The sequence below is a fragment of the Enterobacter dykesii genome (assembly GCF_008364625.2).
Lineage (GTDB): Bacteria > Pseudomonadota > Gammaproteobacteria > Enterobacterales > Enterobacteriaceae > Enterobacter > Enterobacter dykesii.
In genome coordinates, this window is record NZ_CP126604.1 from 4026614 (window position 1) to 4053231 (window position 26618).

20 protein-coding genes are annotated in these 26618 nt (G+C 56.5%); 12 read left to right on the forward strand and 8 right to left on the reverse strand.

Annotated features, from left to right (window positions below):
- Nucleotides 1-17: 17 nt before the first annotated feature.
- The 5 genes from pepA to ahr all read left to right on the forward strand — a co-directional run bounded on the left by pepA (nucleotide 18) and on the right by ahr (nucleotide 6644).
- Nucleotides 18-1529 (forward strand): leucyl aminopeptidase, encoded by a 1512-nt coding sequence (pepA, locus tag F0320_RS19225; RefSeq protein WP_023309366.1) that lies wholly within the window; start codon nucleotides 18-20, stop codon nucleotides 1527-1529.
- A gap of 86 nt (nucleotides 1530-1615) precedes the next feature.
- Nucleotides 1616-2059 carry a DNA polymerase III subunit chi gene (holC, locus tag F0320_RS19230; protein ID WP_008502815.1) on the forward strand — a complete coding sequence of 148 codons (444 nt, stop codon included), beginning with the start codon at nucleotides 1616-1618 and terminating at the stop codon, nucleotides 2057-2059.
- On the forward strand, nucleotides 2059-4914 hold the full coding sequence (locus F0320_RS19235; RefSeq protein ID WP_126329187.1) for a valine--tRNA ligase: 2856 nt from the start codon (nucleotides 2059-2061) through the stop codon (nucleotides 4912-4914). The genes holC and F0320_RS19235 overlap by 1 nt, the downstream gene beginning before the upstream one ends.
- A 123-nt stretch (nucleotides 4915-5037) precedes the next feature.
- Nucleotides 5038-5541 (forward strand): GNAT family N-acetyltransferase, encoded by a 504-nt coding sequence (locus F0320_RS19240; RefSeq protein WP_126329186.1) that lies wholly within the window; start codon nucleotides 5038-5040, stop codon nucleotides 5539-5541.
- Nucleotides 5542-5624: 83 nt separating this feature from the next.
- Nucleotides 5625-6644, forward strand: a complete 1020-nt coding sequence (gene ahr / locus F0320_RS19245; protein WP_033146757.1) for an NADPH-dependent aldehyde reductase Ahr — start codon at nucleotides 5625-5627, stop codon at nucleotides 6642-6644.
- 43 nt (nucleotides 6645-6687) lie between these two features.
- Here the strand turns inward: ahr and F0320_RS19250 are convergent, their stop codons facing one another.
- The gene (locus F0320_RS19250; protein WP_126329185.1) at nucleotides 6688-8328 is read right to left on the reverse strand and encodes a dihydroxyacetone kinase subunit DhaK; all 1641 of its coding nucleotides are present in this window, start codon (nucleotides 8326-8328) and stop codon (nucleotides 6688-6690) included.
- Between the two features lie 138 nt (nucleotides 8329-8466).
- Between F0320_RS19250 and F0320_RS19255 the strand changes: the two genes are divergently transcribed.
- Nucleotides 8467-9969 carry a helicase HerA-like C-terminal domain-containing protein gene (locus tag F0320_RS19255; protein WP_023309371.1) on the forward strand — a complete coding sequence of 501 codons (1503 nt, stop codon included), beginning with the start codon at nucleotides 8467-8469 and terminating at the stop codon, nucleotides 9967-9969.
- On the opposite strand, the gene F0320_RS19260 is transcribed toward F0320_RS19255, so the two are convergent.
- On the reverse strand, nucleotides 9949-10890 hold the full coding sequence (locus F0320_RS19260) for a TIGR01212 family radical SAM protein (protein WP_126329416.1): 942 nt from the start codon (nucleotides 10888-10890) through the stop codon (nucleotides 9949-9951). The genes F0320_RS19255 and F0320_RS19260 overlap by 21 nt on opposite strands.
- A 687-nt stretch (nucleotides 10891-11577) precedes the next feature.
- Between F0320_RS19260 and gltB the strand changes: the two genes are divergently transcribed.
- Both gltB and gltD read left to right on the forward strand, forming a co-directional pair.
- Nucleotides 11578-16038: a glutamate synthase large subunit gene (gltB, locus tag F0320_RS19265; protein WP_126329184.1), complete on the forward strand. Its 4461-nt coding sequence runs from the start codon at nucleotides 11578-11580 to the stop codon at nucleotides 16036-16038.
- Nucleotides 16039-16047: 9 nt separating this feature from the next.
- Nucleotides 16048-17466 (forward strand): glutamate synthase subunit GltD, encoded by a 1419-nt coding sequence (gltD, locus tag F0320_RS19270; RefSeq protein WP_029740079.1) that lies wholly within the window; start codon nucleotides 16048-16050, stop codon nucleotides 17464-17466.
- A gap of 28 nt (nucleotides 17467-17494) precedes the next feature.
- Here the strand turns inward: gltD and sspB are convergent, their stop codons facing one another.
- The 5 genes from sspB to zapE all read right to left on the reverse strand — a co-directional run bounded on the left by sspB (nucleotide 17495) and on the right by zapE (nucleotide 21195).
- A complete protein-coding gene (sspB, locus tag F0320_RS19275; protein ID WP_024906337.1) occupies nucleotides 17495-17992 on the reverse strand; it encodes a ClpXP protease specificity-enhancing factor in 498 nt (165 codons plus the stop codon).
- Nucleotides 17993-17997: 5 nt separating this feature from the next.
- The gene (gene sspA, locus F0320_RS19280) at nucleotides 17998-18636 is read right to left on the reverse strand and encodes a stringent starvation protein SspA (protein WP_014885418.1); all 639 of its coding nucleotides are present in this window, start codon (nucleotides 18634-18636) and stop codon (nucleotides 17998-18000) included.
- Nucleotides 18637-18944: 308 nt separating this feature from the next.
- Nucleotides 18945-19337, reverse strand: a complete 393-nt coding sequence (gene rpsI / locus F0320_RS19285; RefSeq protein WP_003860436.1) for a 30S ribosomal protein S9 — start codon at nucleotides 19335-19337, stop codon at nucleotides 18945-18947.
- A 15-nt stretch (nucleotides 19338-19352) separates the two neighbouring features.
- Nucleotides 19353-19781, reverse strand: coding sequence for a 50S ribosomal protein L13 (rplM, locus tag F0320_RS19290; protein ID WP_003860434.1), 429 nt, complete (start codon nucleotides 19779-19781; stop codon nucleotides 19353-19355).
- Between the two features lie 289 nt (nucleotides 19782-20070).
- The gene (gene zapE / locus F0320_RS19295) at nucleotides 20071-21195 is read right to left on the reverse strand and encodes a cell division protein ZapE (protein WP_047650953.1); all 1125 of its coding nucleotides are present in this window, start codon (nucleotides 21193-21195) and stop codon (nucleotides 20071-20073) included.
- A 189-nt stretch (nucleotides 21196-21384) separates the two neighbouring features.
- Here zapE and zapG point away from each other — a divergent pair, with 189 nt between their 5' ends.
- From zapG to degS, 3 genes are all read left to right on the forward strand, one after another.
- The gene (zapG, locus tag F0320_RS19300; protein WP_008502832.1) at nucleotides 21385-21783 is read left to right on the forward strand and encodes a Z-ring associated protein ZapG; all 399 of its coding nucleotides are present in this window, start codon (nucleotides 21385-21387) and stop codon (nucleotides 21781-21783) included.
- Between the two features lie 171 nt (nucleotides 21784-21954).
- Nucleotides 21955-23322, forward strand: a complete 1368-nt coding sequence (degQ, locus tag F0320_RS19305) for a serine endoprotease DegQ (RefSeq protein WP_149323921.1) — start codon at nucleotides 21955-21957, stop codon at nucleotides 23320-23322.
- A 91-nt stretch (nucleotides 23323-23413) separates the two neighbouring features.
- On the forward strand, nucleotides 23414-24481 hold the full coding sequence (gene degS, locus F0320_RS19310; protein ID WP_023309386.1) for an outer membrane-stress sensor serine endopeptidase DegS: 1068 nt from the start codon (nucleotides 23414-23416) through the stop codon (nucleotides 24479-24481).
- Nucleotides 24482-24538: 57 nt separating this feature from the next.
- On the opposite strand, the gene mdh is transcribed toward degS, so the two are convergent.
- On the reverse strand, nucleotides 24539-25477 hold the full coding sequence (gene mdh, locus F0320_RS19315) for a malate dehydrogenase (RefSeq protein WP_023309387.1): 939 nt from the start codon (nucleotides 25475-25477) through the stop codon (nucleotides 24539-24541).
- Between the two features lie 397 nt (nucleotides 25478-25874).
- Between mdh and argR the strand changes: the two genes are divergently transcribed.
- Nucleotides 25875-26345 carry a transcriptional regulator ArgR gene (argR, locus tag F0320_RS19320; protein WP_023309388.1) on the forward strand — a complete coding sequence of 157 codons (471 nt, stop codon included), beginning with the start codon at nucleotides 25875-25877 and terminating at the stop codon, nucleotides 26343-26345.
- The last annotated feature ends 273 nt before the right edge of the window (nucleotides 26346-26618 follow it).

Genomic DNA, 26618 nt, shown 5'->3' on the forward strand with positions numbered 1-26618 from the left:
ATTCAGGAGCGTAGTGCATGGAGTTCAGTGTAAAAAGCGGTAGCCCGGAGAAACAGCGGAGTGCCTGCATCGTTGTGGGCGTCTTTGAACCACGCCGACTCTCCCCGATCGCCGAGCAACTCGATAAAATCAGTGACGGCTATATTAGCGCCCTGTTGCGCCGTGGCGAACTGGAAGGCAAACCTGGGCAGACGCTGTTACTGCACCATGTTCCGAACGTACTGTCAGAGCGTATTCTGCTGATTGGCTGCGGCAAAGAACGCGAGCTGGATGAACGTCAGTATAAGCAGGTGATTCAGAAAACAATCAATACGCTGAATGATACCGGCTCAATGGAAGCCGTCTGCTTCCTGACTGAACTGCACGTCAAAGGACGTAACACCTACTGGAAAGTGCGTCAGGCGGTTGAAACGGCAAAAGAGAGCCTCTACAGCTTCGATCAGTTGAAGACCAATAAAAGCGAGCCGCGTCGTCCGCTGCGTAAAATGGTCTTTAACGTGCCAACCCGCCGCGAACTGACCAGCGGCGAACGCGCTATTCAGCACGGTCTGGCGATCGCAGCCGGCATTAAAGCGGCTAAAGATCTCGGCAACATGCCGCCTAATATCTGTAACGCGGCGTACTTGGCCTCTCAGGCACGTCAGTTGGCCGACGCCTACAGCAAAAACGTCATTACCCGCGTCATCGGCGAACAGCAGATGAAAGAGCTGGGAATGCACTCTTACCTGGCGGTCGGTAACGGCTCGCAGAACGAATCCCTGATGTCCGTCATCGAGTACAAAGGCAACCCGTCCGAAGACGCACGCCCCATCGTGCTGGTCGGTAAAGGCCTGACCTTCGACTCCGGCGGTATCTCCATCAAGCCTGCCGAAGGCATGGATGAGATGAAGTACGACATGTGCGGTGCGGCGGCGGTTTACGGCGTCATGCGCATGGTCGCGGAACTTCAGCTGCCTATCAACGTGATCGGCGTTCTGGCGGGCTGCGAAAACATGCCTGGCGGGCGCGCCTATCGTCCGGGTGACGTTCTGACCACCATGTCCGGCCAGACCGTTGAAGTGCTGAACACCGACGCCGAAGGCCGTCTGGTGCTGTGTGACGTGCTGACCTACGTTGAGCGCTTCGAGCCGGAAGCAGTGATTGACGTCGCTACCCTCACCGGAGCCTGCGTGATTGCCCTGGGTCACCACATCACTGGCCTGATGTCGAACCACAACCCGCTGGCGCATGAACTTATCGGTGCCTCGGAGCAGGCCGGCGACCGCGCATGGCGTCTGCCGCTGGGTGACGAATATCAGGATCAGCTGGAGTCTAACTTTGCGGATATGGCGAACATTGGCGGACGTCCTGGCGGGGCGATCACCGCGGGCTGCTTCCTGGCACGCTTCACCCGCAAGTACAACTGGGCGCACCTGGATATCGCGGGCACCGCATGGCGATCCGGTAAAGCCAAAGGCGCAACCGGTCGTCCAGTGGCGCTGCTGTCGCAGTTCCTGCTCAATCGTGCGGGTTTTAACGGCGACGAGTAAGTCAAAACGGCAGTAAACCGTAGGCCGGGTAAGGCGAAGCCGCCACCCGGCTTAAGCATTTAAAGTGAGCACAAGAAGCCCCATATATGAAGAATGCAACGTTCTACCTTCTGGACAACGACACTCATCAGGATGGCCTGAGCGCCGTCGAACAGCTGGTGTGTGAAATTGCCGCAGAACGTTGGCGCGCAGGTAAACGCGTTCTGATTGCCTGTGAAGATGAACAGCAGGCGATTCGCCTGGATGAAGCGCTGTGGGCGCGCCCGCCCGAGAGTTTTGTGCCGCATAATCTGTCGGGCGAAGGCCCGCGCGGCGGTGCACCGGTTGAAATTGCCTGGCCGCAAAAGCGCAACAGCAGCGCGCGCGATATTCTGATTAGCCTGCGGATAGATTTTGCAGATTTTGCCACCGCTTTCACAGAAGTGGTAGACTTTGTCCCTTACGAAGAATCTTTGAAACAACTGGCGCGCGAACGCTATAAAGCGTACCGCCTGGCTGGTTTTAACCTGAATACGGCAACCTGGAAATAATGGAAAAGACATATAACCCACGCGATATCGAACAGCCGCTTTACGAGCACTGGGAACAGCAGGGCTATTTCAAGCCTAACGGCGACGAAAGCAAAGAGTCCTTCTGCATCATGATCCCGCCGCCGAACGTCACCGGCAGTTTGCATATGGGTCATGCTTTCCAGCAGACCATCATGGACACCATGATCCGCTACCAGCGCATGCAGGGTAAAAACACCCTGTGGCAGGCGGGGACTGATCACGCGGGTATCGCGACCCAGATGGTGGTTGAGCGTAAAATTGCCGCTGAAGAAGGAAAAACCCGCCACGACTACGGTCGCGACGCGTTCATCGACAAAATCTGGCAGTGGAAGGCGGAATCCGGCGGCACCATTACTCGTCAGATGCGCCGTCTCGGCAACTCCGTGGATTGGGAGCGTGAGCGCTTCACCATGGATGAAGGCCTGTCCAACGCCGTTAAAGAAGTCTTCGTCCGCCTGTACAAAGAAGACCTGATTTACCGCGGCAAACGCCTGGTAAACTGGGATCCGAAACTGCGCACCGCCATCTCTGACCTGGAAGTGGAAAACCGCGAGTCTAAAGGCTCCATGTGGCACATCCGCTATCCGCTGGCCGACGGCGCAAAAACCGCCGACGGTAAAGATTACCTGGTGGTCGCGACCACCCGTCCGGAAACCCTGCTGGGCGATACCGGCGTGGCCGTTAACCCGGAAGATCCGCGTTATAAAGACCTGATCGGCAAATTTGTGGTGCTGCCGCTGGTAAACCGCCGTATTCCGATTGTGGGCGACGAACACGCCGACATGGGAAAAGGCACCGGCTGCGTGAAAATCACCCCGGCGCACGACTTCAACGACTATGAAGTGGGCCGTCGTCACGCCCTGCCGATGATCAATATTCTGACCTTCGACGGCGATATCCGCGAAAGCGCAGAAGTGTACGACACCAAAGGCAACGAGTCCGACGTTTATTCCAGCGAGATCCCGGCTGCGTTCCAGAAGCTGGAGCGTTTTGCCGCGCGTAAAGCCATCGTGGCTGCCGTTGACGCACTCGGCCTGCTGGAAGAGATCAAACCTCACGATCTGACCGTGCCGTACGGCGACCGTGGCGGCGTGGTTATCGAGCCAATGCTGACCGACCAGTGGTACGTGCGTGCCGACGTGCTGGCGAAACCGGCTGTGGAAGCGGTTGAAAACGGCAGTATTCAGTTCGTGCCGAAGCAGTACGAAAACATGTACTTCTCCTGGATGCGCGACATTCAGGACTGGTGTATCTCCCGTCAGCTGTGGTGGGGTCACCGTATTCCGGCGTGGTACGACAACGAAGGCAACGTTTACGTTGGCCGTAGCGAAGACGAAGTGCGTCAGGAAAACAAACTGAGCGCGGACGTTGCGCTGCGTCAGGACGAAGACGTGCTGGACACCTGGTTCTCCTCCGCGCTGTGGACCTTCTCCACCCTCGGCTGGCCAGAAAATACCGACGCGCTGCGTCAGTTCCACCCAACCAGCGTGATGGTGTCCGGCTTCGATATTATCTTCTTCTGGATTGCCCGCATGATCATGATGACCATGCACTTCATCAAAGACGAAGACGGCAAGCCACAGGTTCCGTTCCATACCGTCTACATGACCGGTCTGATCCGCGACGACGAAGGACAGAAGATGTCCAAGTCCAAGGGGAACGTGATTGACCCGCTGGATATGGTTGACGGTATCTCTCTGGAAGATCTGCTGGAAAAACGTACCGGCAACATGATGCAGCCGCAGCTGGCTGAGAAAATCCGCAAGCGCACCGAGAAGCAGTTCCCGAACGGGATCGAGTCTCACGGTACCGACGCCCTGCGCTTCACCCTGGCGGCACTGGCCTCAACTGGCCGTGACATCAACTGGGACATGAAGCGTCTGGAAGGTTACCGTAACTTCTGTAACAAGCTGTGGAACGCCAGCCGCTTCGTGCTGATGAACACCGAAGATCAGGACTGTGGCTTCAACGGCGGCGAGATGACGCTGTCTCTGGCAGACCGCTGGATCCTGGCAGAATTCAACCAGACGGTGAAAGCGTTCCGCGAGGCGCTGGACAGCTACCGCTTCGATATCGCGGCGGGCATCCTGTATGAATTCACCTGGAACCAGTTCTGCGACTGGTATCTGGAACTGGCGAAGCCGGTGATGAACGGCGGCACCGAGGCGGAACTGCGCGGCACGCGCAACACGCTGATTACCGTTCTGGAAGGTCTGCTGCGCCTGGCGCATCCGGTCATTCCATTCATCACCGAAACCATCTGGCAGCGCGTGAAGGTGATTGCGGGCATCAACGCCGATACCATCATGCTGCAGCCGTTCCCGGAATTCGATGCGGCCAAGGTTGATGAAGCGGCGTCCGCGGATACCGAGTGGCTGAAACAGGCGATCGTTGCGGTACGTAACATCCGTGCTGAAATGAACATTGCCCCTGGCAAACCGCTGGAGCTGCTGCTGCGTGGCTGTAGCGAGGCTGCCGTTCGTCGCGTCACCGAGAACAACACTTTCCTGAAAACCATGGCGCGTCTGGAAAGCATCACCGTGCTGCCTGCGGATGATAAAGGTCCGGTTTCCGTGACCAAAATCATCGACGGCGCCGAGCTGCTGATCCCGATGGCGGGCCTGATCGACAAAGACGCCGAGCTGGCTCGTCTGGCTAAAGAAGTGGCGAAAGTCGACGTGGAAATTGGCAAAATCGAAAGCAAGCTGGCGAACGAAGGCTTTGTCGCCCGCGCGCCGGAAGCGGTCATCGCGAAAGAGCGCGAGCGTCTGGTTGCCTTCGCCGATGCGAAGACCAAACTGATCGAGCAGCAGGCGGTTATCGCAGCCCTGTAATGCTTTTACCCCTTACGCTTCAGGGCGTAAGGGGTATCCTTCCTGAAAACTCCTCGCTTGCACTCCCCTTTCTGCGGTGCTATTAACAGCAGTTATGTGTCAATTTTTGTAATGAGTAATGCTATGAGCGTGATTACCCCCGTCGCGACGACGATGCGTCGGATCACTGAGCAGGATAACCCGGCTATCGCCGCCGTTATCCGCACCGTTTCTGCCGAATATGGCCTGACGGCTGACAAAGGCTACACGGTTGCTGACCCGAATCTGGACGAGCTTTTCCAGCTCTACAGCCAGCCAGGGCATGCCTACTGGGTAATTGAGCAGAACGGTCAGGTCGTGGGCGGCGGCGGCGTTGCGCCCCTCAGCTGCAGCGATCCGGATATCTGTGAGCTGCAGAAAATGTATTTCCTCCCAACGGCGCGCGGGCAAGGACTGGCGAAAAAGCTGGCGCTAATTGCGCTGGACCACGCCCGCAAGCAGGGTTTTACACGCTGCTACCTTGAAACAACCGCTTTCCTTAAAGAGGCCATCGGCCTGTATGAACATCTGGGCTTTGAGCATATCGATGCACCGCTGGGCTGTACCGGCCACGTTGATTGCGAAGTCAGAATGCTGAAAACTCTGTAAGTTTCGTTCCTGCCCTCTTCTGTTAAGCGGCTGTAAACTGAATGCTCTACACTCTCAGTTCACACCACAACGGGGGAAACACGATGTCGAAGATAAAAAGCTACGCCGCACCGCAGGCGGGTGCAGAACTTGAGCTGTACGAGTACGATGCGGGCGAACTAAAAGCAGAAGACGTCGAAGTACAGGTTGATTACTGCGGGATCTGCCACTCGGATCTCTCGATGATCGACAACGAATGGGGCTTCTCCAGCTATCCGCTGGTTGCCGGGCACGAAGTTATTGGCCGCGTCGTGGCGCTCGGTAGCGCCGCACAGGACAAAGGGCTGAAGGTAGGCCAACGCGTGGGCATCGGCTGGACGGCACGCAGCTGTGGTCACTGCGACGCCTGTATCAGCGGGAATCAGATCAACTGTCTCGAAGGCGCCGTTCCCACCATTCTGAACAAAGGCGGTTTTGCCGACAAACTGCGCGCCGACTGGCAATGGGTGATCCCGCTGCCGGACAGCATTGATATCGAATCCGCCGGTCCGCTGCTGTGCGGCGGTATCACCGTCTTCAAACCCCTGCTGATGCACCATATCACCGCCACCAGCCGCGTGGGCGTCATTGGTATTGGCGGCCTGGGGCATATCGCCATCAAGCTGCTGCATGCGATGGGCTGTGAAGTGACGGCGTTCAGCTCGAACCCGGCAAAAGAGAAAGAAGTGCTGGCGATGGGTGCGGATAAAGTCGTGAACAGCCGCGATCCTGACGCGCTGAACGCGCTGGCCGGGCAGTTTGACCTGATCATCAACACCGTTAACGTCGATCTCAACTGGCAGCCGTACTTTGAGGCGCTGGCCTACGGCGGTAACTTCCACACCGTAGGTGCCGTGATGAAGCCGCTGCCGGTTCCGGCGTTTACCCTGATCGGCGGGGATCGCAGCGTGTCAGGCTCCGCGACCGGTACGCCGTTTGAGTTGCGCAAGCTGATGAAGTTTGCCGGACGCACCAAAGTGGCGCCGACCACCGAACTGTATCCGATGTCGAAAATCAACGAAGCGATCCAGCACGTGCGTGACGGCAAAGCCCGCTACCGCGTGGTGTTGAAAGCGGATTTCTGATGTGATAGTGCCGGGTGGCGGCTTCGCCTTACCCGGCCTACTTTCACTGCTGCGCCAATACGTTAAAGACTTCCGCTATCGCGACCGCTCCCGGATCCATTACCCCATCCAGATTCTCTTTATTCACATACGATGAACGTCCCGCGCCGGCTTTCGCCATTTTCGCCGTTGCTTCGGCACCGTGCTGTGCGGCCTGCGCCGCTGCCTGAATATCGCCACCTTTCAATGCTTCAAGCGCCGGTTGCAGCGCGTCGATCAGGGTACGATCGCCGAGATCTGCCCCACCGTACTGCTTCATCTGCGCCAGCCCGCTGAGCAATGCCTCGGGCAGCGGCTGACCATCGTGAAGCTTTTGCCCGGCCGCGGTAAAGAAGATCGACATCAGCACCCCGCTCGATCCGCCCATCACCGTCGCCAGCCGCTCGCCCACCAGCAACAGCAGCGTCGATACGTTATCAAGCGGGAGCTTGCGATCCTCGAGACGCTGCGCAATATCCCGCGCCCCTTGCGCAAAAGTGGAGCCGGTATCGCCGTCGCCCACTTTGGCATCCAGCGCGTTCAGCCGGTTTTCCAGCTGGAGCAGCGTTTTCGTCACCGAGGAGACATACTCGCCCACCCGCAGATTGTCCGACGGAGTGTATTCCACGCGATCGTGAATGGCGGTATGCGCCACGGTGCGCAGCGGCGCAAACGCCACGGGCTTCTCCCAGCCCAGCGTTTCGACCTCGGCGTGAATCGCCTTTTCAAAGAAGTCATTGAGCTTCAGCAGCGTGAGCGAAAAGCCCTTCATGTCCAGCGCGCTCACCAGCGGCGCGGGGCCTATCAGGTACGCGATCTCCTCTTTCAGCGCCGAATGCGCCAGCTCTTTGGTCAGCAACGCCATCTCCAGCGCCGATACGCCGCCAAGATTGTTAATCAATACCGCAAACCGCCCCTCGCCCGCCTGCGCGCGTAAAGGCGTCACCAGCGTGTCGGTAATGGCTTTGCTGTTCTGCGTATCCACGACGGAAGCCCCGGGCTCTCCGTGAATGCCCAGGCCCAGCTCGACATGGCCTTGTTTAATCCGCCCCTCTTCATCATCGCTGCCCGGCAGGTTGCACGTTTGCATCGCCACGCCCAGGCTCCAGAGGTTATCGCAGGCCTGTTGCGCAATATCCCGCACCTCGCTCAGCGATTTCCCCTGCTCCGCCGCATAGCCGGCAATCTTGTGCACCAGTGCCGTACCGGCAATACCGCGCGGCTGTTTGTTATCCGGCAGCGCGATATCGTCCGCCACGATCGCCATCTCCACCTTCAGGCCGTAGCGTTTGGCCTTTTCCGCCGCCAGACCAAAGTTCAGGCGATCGCCGGTGTAGTTTTTGACGATCAGCAGACAGCCGCGATCGCCCGTGACCGCCACAATGGCGTTCAGCACCGCATCCACGCTCGGCGAGGCAAACAGATCGCCACACACTGCCGCCGTCAGCATCCCTTTGCCAACAAACCCGGCGTGCGCGGGTTCGTGGCCTGAGCCGCCGCCGGAGATCACCGCCACGCGGCTTTTGTCCCAGTCGCCGCGTGCAACGATCCTGATGGCCGGATCGATATCAAGCTTGACGAGATTTGCGTGTGGCGCAGAAAGCAGTATGCCTTCAATGGCATCGTTGACCAGCTGTTTGCGATCGTTAAAGAAGAATCTGGACATCGTTTCCCACTATTTTTGTGAACCGTATGCAAAAGCATAGTCCGCGCTGGATAATGCGCCGCAAAGTCAGGAATTTACTCAACCAAATTGCGGTCAGGTTGCCTATACTCCACCCAGGACAAAGAGAGGAAGCGCATCATGAGTACACCATTGTTAATTGCCAGGACGCTGGAAAAAGAGCTGTATTTGCTGCCCGCGATGGCGAACCGCCACGGTCTGATCACCGGAGCGACCGGGACGGGGAAAACCGTCACCCTGCAAAAGCTGGCGGAGTCGCTTTCGGAGATTGGCGTACCGGTCTTTATGGCTGACGTGAAAGGTGATTTAACCGGTGTGGCTCAGGAAGGGACGGCCTCTGAAAAACTGCTCGAACGGCTGAAAAATATTGGCATCACGGACTGGACGCCGCATAACAATCCGGTGGTAGTGTGGGATATCTTTGGTGAGAAAGGCCACCCGGTGCGCGCTACCGTCTCCGATCTCGGCCCGCTGCTGCTGGCCCGTCTGCTTAACCTCAACGACGTGCAGTCCGGCGTGCTGAATATTATCTTCCGCATTGCCGACGATCAGGGGCTGCTGCTGCTTGATTTCAAAGATCTGCGCGCCATTACGCAGTACATAGGCGATAACGCCAAATCCTTCCAGAATCAGTACGGCAATATCAGCAGCGCCTCAGTGGGAGCCATTCAGCGCGGGTTACTGACGCTGGAGCAACAGGGCGCCGAGCACTTCTTCGGCGAGCCGATGCTGGATATCAAAGACTGGATGCGCACCGACAGCAGCGGCAAAGGCATCATCAACATTCTGAGCTCCGAGAAGCTCTACCAGATGCCAAAGCTCTACGCCGCCAGCCTGCTGTGGATGCTCTCTGAGCTCTACGAACAGTTACCGGAAGCGGGCGATCTGGAAAAACCGAAGCTGGTGTTCTTCTTTGACGAAGCGCATTTGCTGTTTAACGATGCGCCGCAGGTATTGCTGGATAAGATTGAACAGGTCATTCGCCTGATCCGCTCCAAAGGGGTTGGCGTCTGGTTTGTGTCGCAAAACCCGTCGGATATCCCGGATAACGTGCTCGGTCAGCTTGGTAACCGCGTGCAGCACGCCCTGCGCGCCTTCACACCAAAAGATCAGAAAGCGGTGAAAGCCGCCGCGCAAACCATGCGCGCCAATCCGGCCTTTGATACCGAAGCGGCGATTCAGGCGTTAGGTACCGGTGAAGCGCTGATCTCGTTCCTTGATGCGAAGGGCAGCCCGTCCGTGGTGGAACGCGCCATGGTGATCGCGCCCTGCTCGCGCATGGGGCCCGTTACCGACGATGAACGCAACGGCCTGATTAACCACTCTCCGGTTTACGGAAAGTACGAAGACGAGGTGGATCGCGAGTCCGCGTTCGAGATGCTGCAAAAAGGGGTGCAGGCGACAACCGAATCGCAGGATGCGCCTGCCGCTAAAGGGCAGTCCGTCGCCGTGGATGACGGTATTCTCGGGGGGCTCAAAGACATCCTGTTCGGCAGCACCGGGCCGCGCGGCGGCAAGCGCGACGGCGTGGTACAGACCATGGCGAAAAGCGCGGCGCGGCAGGTCACCAATCAAATCGTGCGCGGCATGCTGGGGAGTTTGTTAGGCGGCCGTCGCCGGTAGACGGGGAACCCACGGCGTTCCCAGCGCCGAACCCTGCACACCGTTCTCCTGCAGATAGCGGTCAATTTCCACCATCCCCGTCCAGCGGTTCTCACACCATAGCGGAGCCAGAAGCGTTGGACGGCGGGCGCTGGCCGAGATGCGGTGGTAGACGATTTCCGGCGGCGTGTGGCGAATCATCTCCCCCGCCGTCACCGTATAGTCCTCAAGCTCAATTCCGCTTAACCGCCCGGCCTCCCAGGCTTTCGCCATAATGCTTCCAGTAACGATATGCAGCGGGTGCAGCTTAATGCCGTCCACGCCGGTCTCAACCACCTTTTCCAGCGTTTCAAGGCCATGCTGTTGACCTTCACCGGGTAACCCAACAATCAGGTGTGAACAGACCTTCAGCCCACGCTCGCGGGCCAGGCGCGTGGTGCGCTGGTAGCAGGCGAAATCATGGCCACGGTTAATACGGTGCAGCGTTTTGTCATGTGCGGTCTGTAAGCCCAGCTCCAGCCAGATCTCGTAGCCTTGTTCTTTGTACTCGCTGAGCAGGTCCAGCACCGCGTCCGGTACGCAGTCCGGGCGCGTGCCCACGCACAGCCCAACGATGCTGGCCTGGCTGACGGCCTGCTGATACATAGAGCGCAGCACCTGCACCTCCGCCCACGTGCTGGTGTAGGCCTGAAAATAGGCCAGATACTGCTTCGCGCGGTTCACCAGGCTGGCCTGATGGGCAAGTTGTTCAGCGATAGATTTATGCTGCTGGGCTTCGTCAGCAAAGGACGCAACGTTACAGAAGGTGCAGCCGCCGCGCCCGATGGTGCCATCGCGATTCGGGCAGCTAAACCCGCCATGCAGCGTCAGCTTATGAACCTTTTGCCCGTACCGCTGCAAAAGATCCCCACCAAACATATTGACTAATTTCTGTAACTGCATAATCTGATAGACCGTCCCGGAGAAAGGGGACAAGCCTGCCACTTTTAGCCTCTGTCGGCGATGACCTGGATCAATCGCCCTGGACGGCCTTTATCTATATGAATAAATACTCAGGATTACTGCAATTTCATTCACGCCGCATGTGATTACTTTTCCTTATGTTCTGATTGTTTTTTTCATTTATAGCGCCACCACTGAAAAACAGTGGGTTTATGCGGGTTTGCAGTCAATGCCAGATTATTATTCTGCTATAAAACTGCTATTCAGCACGCTACATTGATAATACCGCTTTCATATAGTGAGTCAGATCACACTCCTCTGTGTCCTGCCAGGGCATTCAATCAATGTAAAAATAGTTAAATACCTTTTAATAACAAAAAGATAAACTCTCTTTAGCACATTTTTGTATAAATAAGATTGCCATTTGACCTGTGTACCAATTCCCGATAAGTTGGAAATCCGCTGGAAGCTTTCTGGATGAGCGGCCTGCTCATCATATTTATGCAGTAATTGAGATTCCCTCTGAAGCAAGTCCTCAAACTTGTTTACCTGCGCGAAAGGATGAAAAAGAGGGCGAATGCGAGGTCCGCGTATGAAACGCAAACCCCGTCGCCATGCTCTTTCTGCGCCTGTGCGCCACGGTAAAGTTCAGTGGGAAGCCCGACGAGCCTGGGGAGGTTCACTGATATGTTGTACGATAAATCCCTTGAGAAGGATAACTGTGGTTTCGGCCTGATCGCCCACATAGAAGGCGAACCTAGCCACAAGGTAGTGCGTACCGCTATTCACGCACTGGCCCGTATGCAGCACCGTGGCGCTATTCTTGCCGATGGTAAAACCGGCGACGGTTGCGGCCTGCTGCTGCAAAAACCGGATCGTTTCTTCCGCATCGTGGCGGAAGAGCGCGGCTGGCGTTTAGCCAAAAACTACGCTGTCGGCATGCTGTTCCTGAACCAGGATCCTGAAAAGGCTGCCGCCTCACGCCGCATCGTCGAAGAAGAACTTCAGCGTGAAACCCTGTCGATTGTCGGCTGGCGCGATGTGCCAACCAACGAAGGGGTGCTCGGTGAAATCGCCCTCTCCTCGCTGCCTCGTATTGAACAGATTTTCGTCAACGCGCCTGCGGGCTGGCGTCCGCGTGATATGGAACGCCGTCTGTTTATCGCCCGCCGCCGCATTGAAAAACGTCTCCAGGACGATAAAGAGTTCTACGTCTGTAGCCTCTCTAACCTGGTGAACATCTATAAAGGTCTGTGTATGCCGGCTGACCTGCCGCGCTTCTACCTGGACCTGGCGGACCTGCGTCTGGAATCGGCCATTTGCCTGTTCCACCAGCGCTTCTCCACCAACACCGTTCCACGCTGGCCGCTGGCTCAGCCGTTCCGCTACCTGGCGCATAACGGCGAGATTAACACCATCACCGGTAACCGCCAGTGGGCCCGCGCCCGTACCTATAAGTTCCAGACGCCGCTGATCCCTGACCTGCACGATGCCGCGCCGTTCGTGAACGAAACCGGCTCTGACTCCAGCTCCATGGATAACATGCTGGAACTGCTGCTGGCGGGCGGGATGGACATCGTGCGCGCCATGCGTCTGCTCGTGCCACCGGCCTGGCAGAACAACCCGGATATGGACCCTGAGCTGCGCGCGTTCTTCGACTTCAACTCCATGCACATGGAGCCGTGGGACGGCCCGGCGGGCATCGTCATGTCCGACGGCCGTTTTGCCGCCTGTAACCTGGACCGTAACGGTCTGCGCCCGGCGCGCTACGTCATCACCAAAGACAAGCTCATCACCTGCGCCTCTGAAGTCGGTATCTGGGATTACCAGCCTGACGAAGTGGTCGAGAAGGGCCGCGTCGGCCCGGGCGAGCTGATGGTTATCGACACCCGCGGCGGGCGCATTCTGCACTCTGCCGAAACCGATCACGATCTGAAAAGCCGCCATCCGTACAAAGAGTGGATGGAAAAAAACGTGCGTCGCCTCGTGCCGTTCGAAGATTTATCGGATGAAGAAGTGGGCCGCCGCGAGCTGGACGATGACACCCTCGCCAGCTACCAGAAGCAATTTAACTACAGCGCGGAAGAGCTGGACTCCGTTATTCGCGTGCTCGGTGAAAACGGCCAGGAAGCGGTCGGCTCCATGGGTGATGACACCCCGTTTGCCGTGCTCTCCAGCCAGCCGCGCATCATCTATGACTATTTCCGTCAGCAGTTCGCGCAGGTGACCAACCCGCCGATCGACCCGCTGCGCGAAGCGCACGTGATGTCGCTGGCCACCAGCATCGGTCGCGAGATGAACGTCTTCTGCGAGGCCGAAGGCCAGGCGCACCGTCTGACCTTTAAATCGCCGATCCTGCTGTACTCCGATTTCAAACAGCTCACCACCATGAAAGAGGAGCACTACCGCGCCGACACGCTCGATATTACCTTCGACGTGACCGAAGCGAGCCTCGAAGAGACGGTGAATGCGCTGTGTGACAAAGCCGAACAGATGGTGCGTAACGGTACCGTTCTGCTGGTGCTGTCCGACCGCAATATCGCGAAAAACCGTCTGCCGGTGCCTGCCCCGATGGCGGTCGGCGCTATCCAGACGCGTCTGGTCGACAAGAGCCTGCGCTGTGACGCCAACATCATTGTGGAAACCGCCAGCGCACGCGACCCGCACCACTTTGCCGTGCTGTTAGGCTTTGGCGCGACGGCGATTTACCCGTACCTGGCCTACGAAACGCTGGCCCGTCTGGTGGATACCCGCGCGATCGACAAAGATTACCGCGCGGTGATGCTGAACTACCGTAACGGCATCAATAAAGGCCTGTACAAGATCATGTCCAAAATGGGCATCTCGACCATTGCCTCCTACCGCTGTTCGAAGCTGTTTGAAGCGGTCGGCCTGCATGACGAGGTCGCCAACCTCTGCTTCCAGGGCGTGGTCAGCCGCATCGGCGGCGCCGGTTTTGCTGACTTCCAGCAGGATCTGGTGAACCTGTCCAAACGCGCGTGGCTGGCACGTAAGCCGCTGGATCAGGGCGGTCTGCTGAAATACGTTCACGGCGGCGAATACCACGCCTACAACCCGGACGTGGTGCGCACGCTGCAGCAGGCGGTTCAGAGCGGTGAATACAGCGATTACCAGCAGTACGCTGAGCTGGTAAACAACCGTCCGGCGGCAACGCTGCGCGACCTCATTGCCCTCAATCCGGGCGATGAAGCGGTCAGCATTGACGAGGTTGAGCCTGCATCCGAACTGTTCAAACGCTTCGATACCGCGGCGATGTCCATCGGCGCGCTGAGCCCGGAAGCCCACGAAGCGCTGGCGGAAGCCATGAACAGCATCGGCGGCAACTCCAACTCCGGCGAAGGCGGTGAAGATCCGGCGCGTTACGGCACCAACAAAGTGTCCCGTATCAAGCAGGTGGCATCCGGTCGCTTTGGCGTGACGCCTGCGTACCTGGTCAACGCCGACGTGATCCAGATTAAAGTCGCTCAGGGTGCGAAACCGGGCGAAGGCGGCCAGCTGCCGGGTGATAAAGTTACCCCGTACATCGCCAAACTGCGCTATTCCGTGCCGGGCGTGACGCTGATCTCCCCGCCGCCGCACCACGATATCTACTCTATCGAGGACCTGGCGCAGCTGATTTTCGACCTGAAGCAGGTCAATCCGAAGGCGATGATCTCCGTGAAGCTGGTTTCCGAACCGGGCGTCGGCACCATTGCGACCGGCGTGGCGAAAGCCTATGCGGATCTCATCACCATCGCCGGCTACGACGGCGGCACCGGCGCAAGCCCACTCTCCTCCGTGAAATACGCGGGCTGCCCGTGGGAGCTTGGCCTGGTGGAAACCCAGCAGGCGCTGGTGGCTAACGGTCTGCGTCACAAGATCCGCCTGCAGGTTGACGGTGGCCTGAAAACCGGCCTCGACATCATCAAAGCGGCGATCCTCGGGGCGGAAAGCTTCGGCTTCGGTACCGGCCCAATGGTTGCGCTCGGCTGTAAATACCTGCGTATTTGCCACCTGAACAACTGCGCAACCGGCGTTGCTACCCAGGACGAGAAGCTGCGTAAGAACCACTATCACGGTCTGCCGTTCAAAGTGACCAACTACTTTGAGTTCATCGCCCGCGAAACCCGCGAGCTGATGGCGCAGCTGGGCGTGAAACGTCTGGTGGACCTGATTGGCCGTACCGACCTGTTGAAAGAGCTGGAAGGCTTCACGGCCAAGCAGCAGAAGCTGGAGCTGAGCAAGCTGCTGGAAACCGCGCAGCCTCATCCTGGCAAAGCGGTCTACTGCACCGAGAACAACCCGCCGTTTGATAACGGCGTGCTGAACGCACAGCTGCTGCAGCAGGCGAAGCCGTTCGTAGACGACAAGCAGAGCAAAACGTTCTGGTTTGATATCCGCAACACCGACCGTTCCGTGGGTGCCTCCCTTTCCGGCTACATCGCGCAGACGCACGGTGACCAAGGGCTGGCAGCAGATCCAATTACCGCGCACTTCAGCGGTACCGCGGGTCAGAGCTTCGGCGTATGGAACGCAGGTGGTGTTGAGCTGTATCTGACCGGCGATGCCAACGACTACGTCGGTAAAGGCATGGCGGGCGGTCTGCTGGCGGTGCGTCCTCCGGTTGGCTCAGCCTTCCGCAGCCATGAAGCCAGCATCATCGGTAACACCTGTCTGTACGGCGCGACCGGCGGTCGTCTGTTTGCAGCAGGCCGTGCGGGCGAGCGTTTTGCAGTGCGTAACTCCGGTGCTATAACCGTGGTGGAAGGCATTGGCGATAACGGCTGCGAATACATGACGGGCGGGATTGTTTGCGTTCTGGGTAAAACCGGCGTGAACTTCGGCGCGGGCATGACGGGCGGTTTTGCGTACGTCCTGGATGAAGACGGTGAGTTCCGCAAACGCGTGAACCCGGAGCTGGTGGAAGTGCTGGACGTTGATACGCTGGCCATTCACGAAGAACACCTGCGCGGTTTGATTACCGAACACGTGCAGCATACCGGTTCTTCGCGCGGCGAAGAGATCCTGGCGAACTGGCCGGCGTTCTCTGCGAAATTCGCGCTGGTTAAGCCGAAGTCCAGCGATGTTAAAGCCCTGTTGGGTCACCGTAGTCGTAGCGCAGCAGAGCTGCGCGTGCAGGCGCAGTAAGGAATTCAGATGAGCCAGAACGTATACCAGTTTATCGACCTGCAGCGTGTTGATCCGCCAAAGAAACCGCTGAAGATCCGCAAAATTGAATTTGTTGAAATCTACGAGCCGTTTTCAGAAGGCCAGGCCAAGGCACAGGCAGACCGCTGCCTGTCCTGCGGTAACCCTTACTGCGAATGGAAATGCCCGGTACACAACTACATCCCGAACTGGCTGAAGCTGGCCAACGAAGGGCGTATTTTTGAAGCCGCCGAGCTGTCTCACCAGACCAACACCCTGCCGGAAGTGTGCGGCCGCGTGTGCCCTCAGGACCGTCTGTGTGAAGGCTCCTGTACGCTGAACGACGAGTTCGGTGCGGTGACCATCGGCAACATCGAGCGCTATATCAACGATAAAGCGTTCGAAATGGGCTGGCGTCCGGACATGACCGGCGTGAAGCAAACCGACAAGCGCGTGGCAATCATCGGCGCGGGCCCGGCGGGCCTGGCCTGTGCGGACGTGCTGACCCGCAACGGCGTGAAGGCGGTGGTCTTTGACCGCCATCCGGAAATCGGCGGTCTGCTGACCTTCGGCATCCCGGCCTTCAAGCTGGAAAAAGAGGTCATGACCCGTCGCCGTGAAATCTTCACCGGCATGGGCATTGAGTTCAAACTGAACGTGGAAGTGGGACGCGACGTGCAGCTCGACGACCTGCTGAAGGATTACGACGCCGTGTTCCTGGGCGTGGGCACCTATCAGTCCATGCGCGGCGGTCTGGAGAACGAAGACGCGCCGGGCGTGTTTGACGCGCTGCCGTTCCTGATTGCCAACACCAAGCAGATCATGGGCTACGGCGAAACCGCCGACGAGCCGTTCGTCAGCATGGAAGGCAAACGCGTGGTGGTGCTGGGCGGCGGTGATACCGCGATGGACTGCGTGCGTACCTCCATTCGTCAGAATGCGGCACACGTGATCTGCGCCTACCGTCGTGACGAAGAGAACATGCCGGGCTCTAAGCGCGAAGTGAAAAACGCGCGTGAAGAGGGCGTGGAGTTCCAGTTCAACATCCAGCCTCTGGGTATTGAAGTGAATGCCAACGGTAAAGTGAGCGGCGTGAAGATGGCGCGCACTGAGATGGGCGCACCGGATGCGAAAGGCCGTCGTCGCGCCGAGATCGTAGCCGGTTCTGAGCACGTGATCCCGGCCGATGCCGTGGTGATGGCGTTCGGTTTCCGTCCTCACAGCATGGAATGGCTGGCGAAGCACAGCGTTGAGCTGGATTCGCAGGGCCGCGTGATTGCGCCAGAAGGCAGCGACAACGCATTCCAGACCAGCAACCCGAAAATCTTCGCCGGTGGCGATATCGTTCGCGGTTCTGACCTGGTGGTCACGGCGATTGCCGAAGGTCGTAAAGCGGCTGACGGGATCCTGAACTACCTGGAAGTGTAAAAAAAACAGGCCCGATTGGGCCTGTTTTTTATTTCACGACGCGAAGAGCCGGACGACCACCGCGCGGAGGCGGATCGTCATCAGGGTCATTGTCGTCGTGATGATCGGGTTTATCACCATCGATAAGTGACATCACCGTGTCGCTTTCGCGCTCGTCGGATGCGTTGTCATCATTCAGGCTGGCAACATCTTCATCATACGCCGCTTCCGGCTCGAACATGGTACCCGCACCGTTTTCACGCGCGTAGATGGCCAGCACGGCTGCCAGCGGCACGGAAACCTGACGCGGCACGCCGCCGAAACGCGCGTTGAAGCGCACTTCATCGTTTGCCAGCTCCAGGTTGCCCACCGCGCGCGGCGCGATGTTCAGTACGATTTGTCCGTCACGCGCGTATTCCATTGGAACCAGCACGCCCGGCAACGTCACATCCACAACCAGGTGCGGCGTGAGCTGGTTATCCAGCAGCCATTCATAGAAGGCGCGCAGCAGATAAGGACGGCGTGGGGTAAGTTGTGACATTTCCACAGTCATTAGCCTCGGCCGAGACGCATTTCACGTTCCGGTTCAGTTAAAGATGCCAGGAAAGAGTCGCGTTCAAATACGCGAGTCATATAACCCTTCAGCTCTTTCGCGCCAGGACCGCTGAACTCTACGCCCAGGGTTGGCAGACGCCACAGCAGCGGTGCCAGGTAGCAATCCACCAGGCTGAACTCATCGCTCAGGAAGAATGGTTTCTGACCAAACACAGGGGCGATTGCCAGCAGCTCTTCACGCAGTTGCTTACGTGCAGCGTCAGCTTCAGAAGCGGAACCGCTGGTAATTACGTTCATCAGCGAGTACCAGTCTTTTTCGATACGCTGCATGTACAGGCGGCTTTCACCACGCGCGACAGGGTAAACAGGCATCAGTGGCGGATGCGGGAAACGCTCATCCAGATATTCCATAATGATACGGGATTCCCACAGGGTCAGCTCGCGATCCACCAGCGTCGGTACGCTTTGGCTCGGGTTGAGATCGATCAGATCCTGAGGCGGGTTATCCTTTTCCACATGCTCGATCTCAAAACTGACACCTTTCTCGGCCAGCACGATACGAACCTGATGGCTATAAATGTCAGTAGGACCAGAAAACAGCGTCATTACCGAACGTTTGTTGGCAGCGACAGCCATGAAAACCTCCAGGTATATTCAGAATTTTTACTGCTACCAGCCCAACAGGGGCCAGCCAGATGTTGTATCGCCCATCCCAGAGAAAACACATTGTTCAAGAAACGAACAAAAATCGAGTATTCACCGATATTTGGGCAGAAAATTGGATGATAGTTTACCAGATTTTGATGGCTTTGTGGTGAGGGGATTCTGGAAATGTGGAAAAAGAGAAGATATATGCATGGATATTGTGGATAACCTGCGCATTATCCATAAAAAAACCCGCCGAAGCGGGTTTTTCGCCAATCGTTCTGCGTAAGCAGAATGGATTAACGTTTGGAGAACTGTGGACGACGACGTGCTTTACGCAGACCCACTTTCTTACGTTCAACCTGACGCGCGTCACGAGTAACGAAGCCAGCTTTACGCAGTTCAGAACGCAGGGATTCGTCGTACTCCATCAGAGCGCGGGTGATACCGTGACGGATCGCACCTGCCTGACCGGAGATACCACCACCTTTAACGGTGATGTACAGATCCAGTTTTTCTACCATGTCAACCAGTTCCAGCGGCTGGCGAACTACCATGCGGGCAGTTTCACGACCGAAGTATTGTTCCAGAGAACGCTGGTTGATTACGATTTTACCACTGCCCGGTTTGATGAAAACGCGAGCTGCGGAACTTTTGCGGCGACCAGTGCCGTAGTATTGATTTTCAGCCATTGCCTATAATCCCGATTAGATGTCAAGAACTTGCGGTTGCTGTGCCGCGTGGTTGTGCTCGTTGCCTGCGTAAACTTTCAGTTTACGGAACATAGCACGACCCAGCGGGCCTTTTGGCAGCATGCCTTTAACCGCGATTTCAATCACACGCTCAGGACGGCGGGCAATCATCTCTTCAAAGGTCGCTTCTTTGATACCACCGATGTGGCCGGTGTGGTGGTAGTACATTTTGTCAGTACGCTTGTTGCCGGTTACAGCAACTTTATCAGCGTTCAGAACGATGATGTAATCACCGGTATCAACGTGCGGAGTGTATTCCGCTTTATGCTTACCGCGCAGGCGACGAGCCAGTTCAGTAGCCAGACGGCCCAGAGTTTTACCGGTCGCGTCAACAACATACCAGTCGCGCTGTACGGTTTCTGGTTTAGCTGTAAAAGTTTTCATTAAAAGCTTACCCAAATAATAAGTTACACGTTGGTGAACACCCAAACGTTTAGTCAGTTGAGGTTCACACGACAAAGTCCGGCAAACCTACCCCTTCGAATAGCACATGCCGACACATAGAAAGTTTCGGGAAAAAAACCTTCTCGTAACGTGGGGTCGCAAGATTATAGAGAAGTTGAGGTCAAAGATCGACCCTTAAATGTGATTTGGAATGGGTTTTTCGGGGGTGAGTGATGTGCGGTCTGGTGCCCTCCCCCCCAGCCCCTCTCCCACAGGGAGAGGGTGGCATTTATGGCATATGCTCCAGCTTCAGGTATTCCTCACTCTGCATCTCCTGCAGGCGCGACAGGCAGCGCTGGAACTCAAACTTCAGCCGCTCGCCCTGGTAAATCTCATATAAAGGTACCTCGGCGCTGACCACCAGCTTGACGTGCCGCTCATAAAACTCGTCCACCAGCGCAATAAAGCGCCGTGCTTCGCTCTCCATCAGCCGCGTCATCACCGGCACGCCCAGCACCATCACGGTGTGGAACAGACGCGAAAGCGCAATATAGTCGTGCTGGCTGCGGGCATCCACGCAGAGCGTCGTAAAGGAGACCGCCAGCGTTTGGTTTTCGACGCCAAGCGTGGGCAGCGGGCGATGGTTAATCTCAAGTTCCGGAGCGTGCTCGCGTTTTGCTCCCGCCAGAGCCAGCCAGAGTGTATCCATCTCGCGGGTGGTCTCTGCATTTAACGGCGAAAGCCACAGGTGCGCCTGGGTCAGCGTGCGCAGACGATAATCGACACCTGCATCGACGTTCATGATGTCGCAGTGCTGCTTGATGGCATCGATGGCGGGCAGGAAGCGTGCCCGCTGCAGGCCGTTGCGGTACAGCTCGTCCGGCGGGATATTCGACGTGGCCACCAGCGTGATCCCGCGGGCAAAAAGGGCTTTCATCAGGCCGCCTAACAGCATGGCATCGGTGATGTCAGACACAAAAAATTCATCGAAGCAGAGTACGTCCGTTTCCGCCTTGAACCGGTCGGCCACAATCTCCAGCGGATCGCTTTTGCCCTGCAGTGCGGTCAGCTCTTCATGCACCCGCAGCATAAAACGATGGAAGTGCAGACGCTGTTTACGTGCGCCAGGCAGGCTCAGATAAAACAGGTCCATCAGCCAGGTTTTTCCACGACCGACCCCGCCCCACATATATAAACCGCGCACCGGCGCGTGAGCCTGTGGCACTTTTTTACCGAGCAACCGCCCAAACGCCGCCTTTAGCCCGCCGTTCTGTTCGACTTCAGCGGGTTTTGCCGTGAGCTCCTGATAAATTATCTCCAGACGGTTTACCGCCTCACGTTGAACGTCGTCAGGCTGATGAGTGCCCTCGTTAAGGGCCAGTTGATAACGCGATGCAGGGGACAGGTTTTGCATAATCTTATTGTTATTCCTTCAATTAACGCTCACCAGCATACGTGACTGATGAAAAAAAGGCCGTTCTACACTACGCGATGATACGTCAGGATTCCACTTCTGCAGAAATAGCGGTTATAGTGGCATTATCAGGCACAGGCAGGAGCCGAGCCAACACCCTACGGAACAACAAGACAACGGGAGAAGTTCATGACCTGGGAATATGCGCTAATCGGTTTAGTCGTCGGCATCGTCATCGGTGCTGTGGCCATGCGTTTCGGTAATCGCAAATTGCGTCAGCAGCAGTCACTGCAGTACGAACTGGAAAAGAACAAAGCTGAACTGGAAGAGTATCGTGAAGAGCTAGTCAGCCATTTTGCCCGTAGCGCCGAGCTGCTGGACAACATGGCGACCGACTATCGTCAGCTGTATCAACATATGGCAAAAAGCTCCAGCAGCCTGCTGCCGGAAATGACCGCGGAAACCAACCCGTTCCGCAACCGTCTGGCAGACTCTGAAGCCGGTAACGATCAGGCGCCCGTTCAGATGCCTCGCGACTATTCCGATGGCGCGTCCGGCCTGCTGCGCGGCGGTGTAAAACGCGATTAATCGCACAACCAGAATTTATTTTACGGGCGCAGCGATTGCGCCCGTCCTTTCCTGATGACCCCAGCTATCATTTAGTTAAACACCTCATTGTTCAGCGGTTTAAAATTCAATAACATCAACGTGTTTTTAGGGCCGTTTTTCCTTTATTCCAGGTTACGAGAGTCAACATCGATGAAGAAAAAAAACCAGCTGTTGAGCGCTATCGCGTTAAGTGTCGGGTTATCTCTCTCGGCGTCCGTCCCTGTATTTGCCGCCCTTCCCTCCCAGGTGCCTGGCCAGGCGGCCATTCCAAGCCTCGCGCCTATGCTGGAAAAAGTGTTGCCGGCGGTCGTCAGCGTTCAGGTTGAGGGCACCGCAGTACAAAGCCAACGCGTCCCTGAAGAACTGAAAAAATATTTTGGCGATGAGTCTCCCGACCAGCAGGCTCAGCCTTTTGAAGGCCTGGGTTCTGGCGTCATTATTGATGCAGCAAAAGGCTATATCCTGACCAACAACCACGTCATCAGCCAGGCCGATAAAATCAGCGTCCAGCTGAATGATGGCCGTGAATTTGATGCCAAACTGATCGGCGGCGATGACCAGAGCGACATCGCGCTGTTGCAGGTGCAAAACCCGAGCAATCTGACCCAGATCGCCATCGCGGACTCCGACAAACTGCGCGTCGGCGATTTTGCCGTCGCCGTGGGCAACCCCTTTGGTTTAGGGCAGACCGCAACTTCCGGGATCGTCTCGGCGCTCGGGCGCAGCGGCCTCAATCTGGAAGGGCTGGAAAACTTTATCCAGACCGATGCCTCCATCAACCGTGGTAACTCCGGCGGGGCATTGCTCAACCTTAACGGTGAGCTGATTGGGATTAACACGGCGATTCTGGCCCCGGGCGGCGGCAGCATCGGGATCGGTTTTGCTATCCCCAGCAATATGGCCAAAACCCTGGCGCAGCAGCTGATCCAGTTCGGTGAAATCAAACGCGGGCTGCTGGGTATTAAAGGTATGGAGATGAGCGCGGATATCGCAAAAGCGTTCAATATCAACGTACAGCGCGGAGCGTTTGTCAGTGAAGTGCTGCCAAACTCCGGCTCGGCAAAAGCGGGCGTAAAATCGGGGGATGTGATCGTCAGCCTGAACGACAAACCGCTGAACAGCTTTGCAGAACTGTGTTCACGGATTGCCACGACGGAACCTGGCGCCAAAGTGAAGCTGGGCCTGATACGTGACGGCAAGCCGCTTGACGTTGAAGTGACGCTGGATAAGAGCACCTCATCCTCGGCCAGTGCGGAGCTTATCGCCCCGGCACTGCAGGGGGCGACGTTGAGCGACGGGCAGCTGAAGGACGGTACGAAAGGCATTAGCATCGACACCGTCGAGAAGAGCAGCCCTGCCGCACAGGCCGGATTGCATCAGGATGACGTGATTATCGGTGTAAACCGCAACCGCGTGCAGTCTATTGCCGAACTGCGCAAGGTGCTGGAAACTAAACCGGCAGTTATTGCCCTGCAGGTCATGCGTGGCAATGAGTCCATCTATATTCTGTTGCGCTAAGCATTTGCGACCCGGACATCACCGCTGCGTGTGATGTCTGGATAACTCATGTTATGCTGCAAATCGTTCCTTTTTTAACGACACGCGCATCATGCTTTTAAAGCTCTTACGTTCTACTGTCATCGGTTTGATTGTCGCTGGCCTGCTGCTGCTGGCGCTGCCGTCTTTACGTCAGTTCAATAAACTGTCGGCTCCCCAGTTCGATAGCACGGATGAAACGCCGGCCACCTATAACCAGGCCGTTCGCCGTGCCGCACCTGCCGTGGTTAACGTCTATAACCGCGGCCTGAATACCTCAGCCCATAATCAGCTGGAGATCCGTACCCTCGGCTCCGGCGTGATCATGGACGAGCGCGGCTACATTATTACCAACAAGCACGTGATTAACGATGCCGACCAGATCATCGTCGCCCTGCAGGATGGCCGCGTGTTTGAGGCGTTACTCGTTGGCTCTGACAGCCTGACCGACCTGGCCGTCCTGAAGATTAACGCCACGGGCGGTTTGCCGGTCATCCCGATCAACCGTAAACGTACCCCGCATATTGGTGACGTCGTACTGGCTATCGGTAACCCTTACAACCTTGGTCAGACCATCACCCAGGGGATTATCAGCGCGACCGGTCGTATCGGTTTGAACCCCTCCGGGCGGCAGAACTTCCTGCAAACCGATGCCTCCATCAACCACGGTAACTCCGGCGGGGCGCTGGTCAACTCGCTGGGCGAGCTGATGGGTATCAATACCCTCTCGTTCGATAAGAGTAACGACGGTGAGACGCCAGAAGGGATCGGCTTCGCCATTCCGTTCCAGCTGGCGACCAAAATCATGGATAAGCTGATCCGCGACGGACGCGTGATCCGCGGCTATATCGGTATCGGCGGGCGCGAAATTGCGCCGATGCATACCCAGGGCGGCGGTATCGATCAGATTCAGGGCATCGTGGTTAACGAGGTGGCACCGGGTGGTCCGGCGGCCAACGCGGGGATTCAGGTAAACGATGTGATTGTGTCGGTCAACGGCACGCCAGCGGTCTCTGCGCTGGAGACGATGGATCAGGTGGCAGAAATTCGCCCGGGTTCTATCATCCCGGTTGAGGTCATGCGCAACGATAAGAAACTGACGCTGCACGTGACGATTCAGGAATACCCGGCCACTAACTGACAGGCATAAAAAAACGGAGCGATAAGCTCCGTTTTTTTTACCGGGAGACGGTTCGTATTACTTGTTAACGAACTCTTCGCCCAGGGTGATATCTTTCTTCAGCGTATCCAGCATGCCTTCCATCGCGTGTTGTTCAAACGCGCTCAGCGTACCAATAGATTTACGCTCTTCGATACCGTTTTTACCCAGCAGCAGCGGCTGAGAGAAGAAGCGAGCGTGTTCGCCATCGCCTTCAACGTAAGCGCATTCAACAACGCCTTTCTCGCCCTGCAGAGCGCGAACCAGTGACAGACCGAAACGTGCAGCCGCCTGGCCCATAGACAGGGTTGCAGAACCGCCACCCGCCTTCGCTTCCACCACTTCGGTGCCCGCGTTCTGGATGCGTTTGGTCAGGTCAGCCACTTCCTGCTCGGTGAAGCTCACGCCTGGGATCTGCGACAGCAGAGGCAGGATGGTGACGCCAGAGTGACCGCCGATGACCGGTACTTCCACTTCTGTAGGCTGTTTGCCTTTCAGCTCAGCAACAAAGGTGTTGGAACGGATGATATCCAGCGTGGTTACGCCGAACAGTTTGTTTTTGTCGTAAACACCCGCTTTCTTCAGCACTTCTGCCGCGATAGCCACGGTGGTGTTCACCGGGTTAGTGATGATACCGATGCATGCTTTCGGGCAGATTTCTGCAATCTGCTGCACCAGGTTTTTCACGATGCCCGCGTTGACGTTGAACAGGTCTGAACGATCCATGCCTGGCTTACGCGCCACGCCTGCAGAAATCAGCACCACGTCGGCACCCTGCAGCGCAGGACGTGCATCTTCACCGGAGAAGCCTTTGATTTTTACAGCAGTCGGGATGTGGCTCAGGTCAACCGCCACGCCTGGGGTTACCGGAGCAATATCGTACAGGGAGAGTTCTGAGCCTGAAGGCAGTTGGGTTTTCAGTAGTAGGGCAAGCGCCTGGCCGATACCACCAGCAGCGCCGAGGACTGCGACTTTCATCCTAAACTCCTTATTATGGTTAACTTAAGTATCTGTAAATCCGTTGCGGCGACCATAATTCAGCAAGTAAATAATTACAATTTTCGTAGCTAAAGAATTTGAGGTCACGCGACTTTATCTCTCACCAGAAAACTATCTGACGACAGAGGGCAACGCATTAAGAGGTGGTTACAATACACCCTGCCCCGCCACCAAAACAACATCATTTTGATAACATTTAATTTACTTTTAAGCTTATTTGCGCGGCGTGACCCAGGCATGTTTTCTGATAACGAAATCTGATAAAATCACTCCCTTTCATAACATTATTTCAGCCTGGCGCTGAGTAGATAATTTGCATAAAAATTCATCCACATGCATAATAATGTTGTTTCTATCGTCATATTCCGGGTGACTTATGCGAAGCTCGTCTAAGCAAGAAGAATTAGTAAAGGCGTTTAAGGCGCTACTCAAAGAAGAGAAATTCAGTTCTCAGGGAGAAATTGTTCAGGCGCTGCAGGAACAAGGCTTCGATAACATCAATCAGTCGAAAGTCTCCCGCATGTTAACGAAATTTGGCGCGGTGCGTACGCGTAACGCCAAGATGGAGATGGTCTATTGCCTGCCGGCAGAACTTGGCGTGCCGACCACCTCCAGCCCGCTCAAAAACCTTGTTCTGGATATCGATCATAACGACGCCGTCGTGGTGATCCACACAAGCCCGGGTGCCGCACAGCTGATTGCCCGCATGCTGGACTCGCTGGGTAAAACGGAAGGTATCCTCGGGACTATCGCCGGCGATGACACTATCTTTACCACACCGGCTAGCGGTTTCTCCGTGAAAGATCTCCACGAAGCCATTCTGGTACTGTTCGAACAGGAACTCTAATCCCCTCTCCCCGTAGCGCCGCTGCGGGGATCGTTCTGCTTCCGCTGTGTTCTCCCCTCTTTTCTACTGCCCTTCACTTTGACAAATAGTGCTTTTTACCACCTATTAACATTCATCTGGTGAATGCTAAATCAAAAAATCGCACAAAAAATCAAAAGCTGATATCCATATGATTTTATTAGATATAACCAACAAAAATGAACAAAAAACGCCCAACATTATGCAATTTGGTTATAAAAAACAGACTGGTTAACACGTAATAACAAAGGAAAC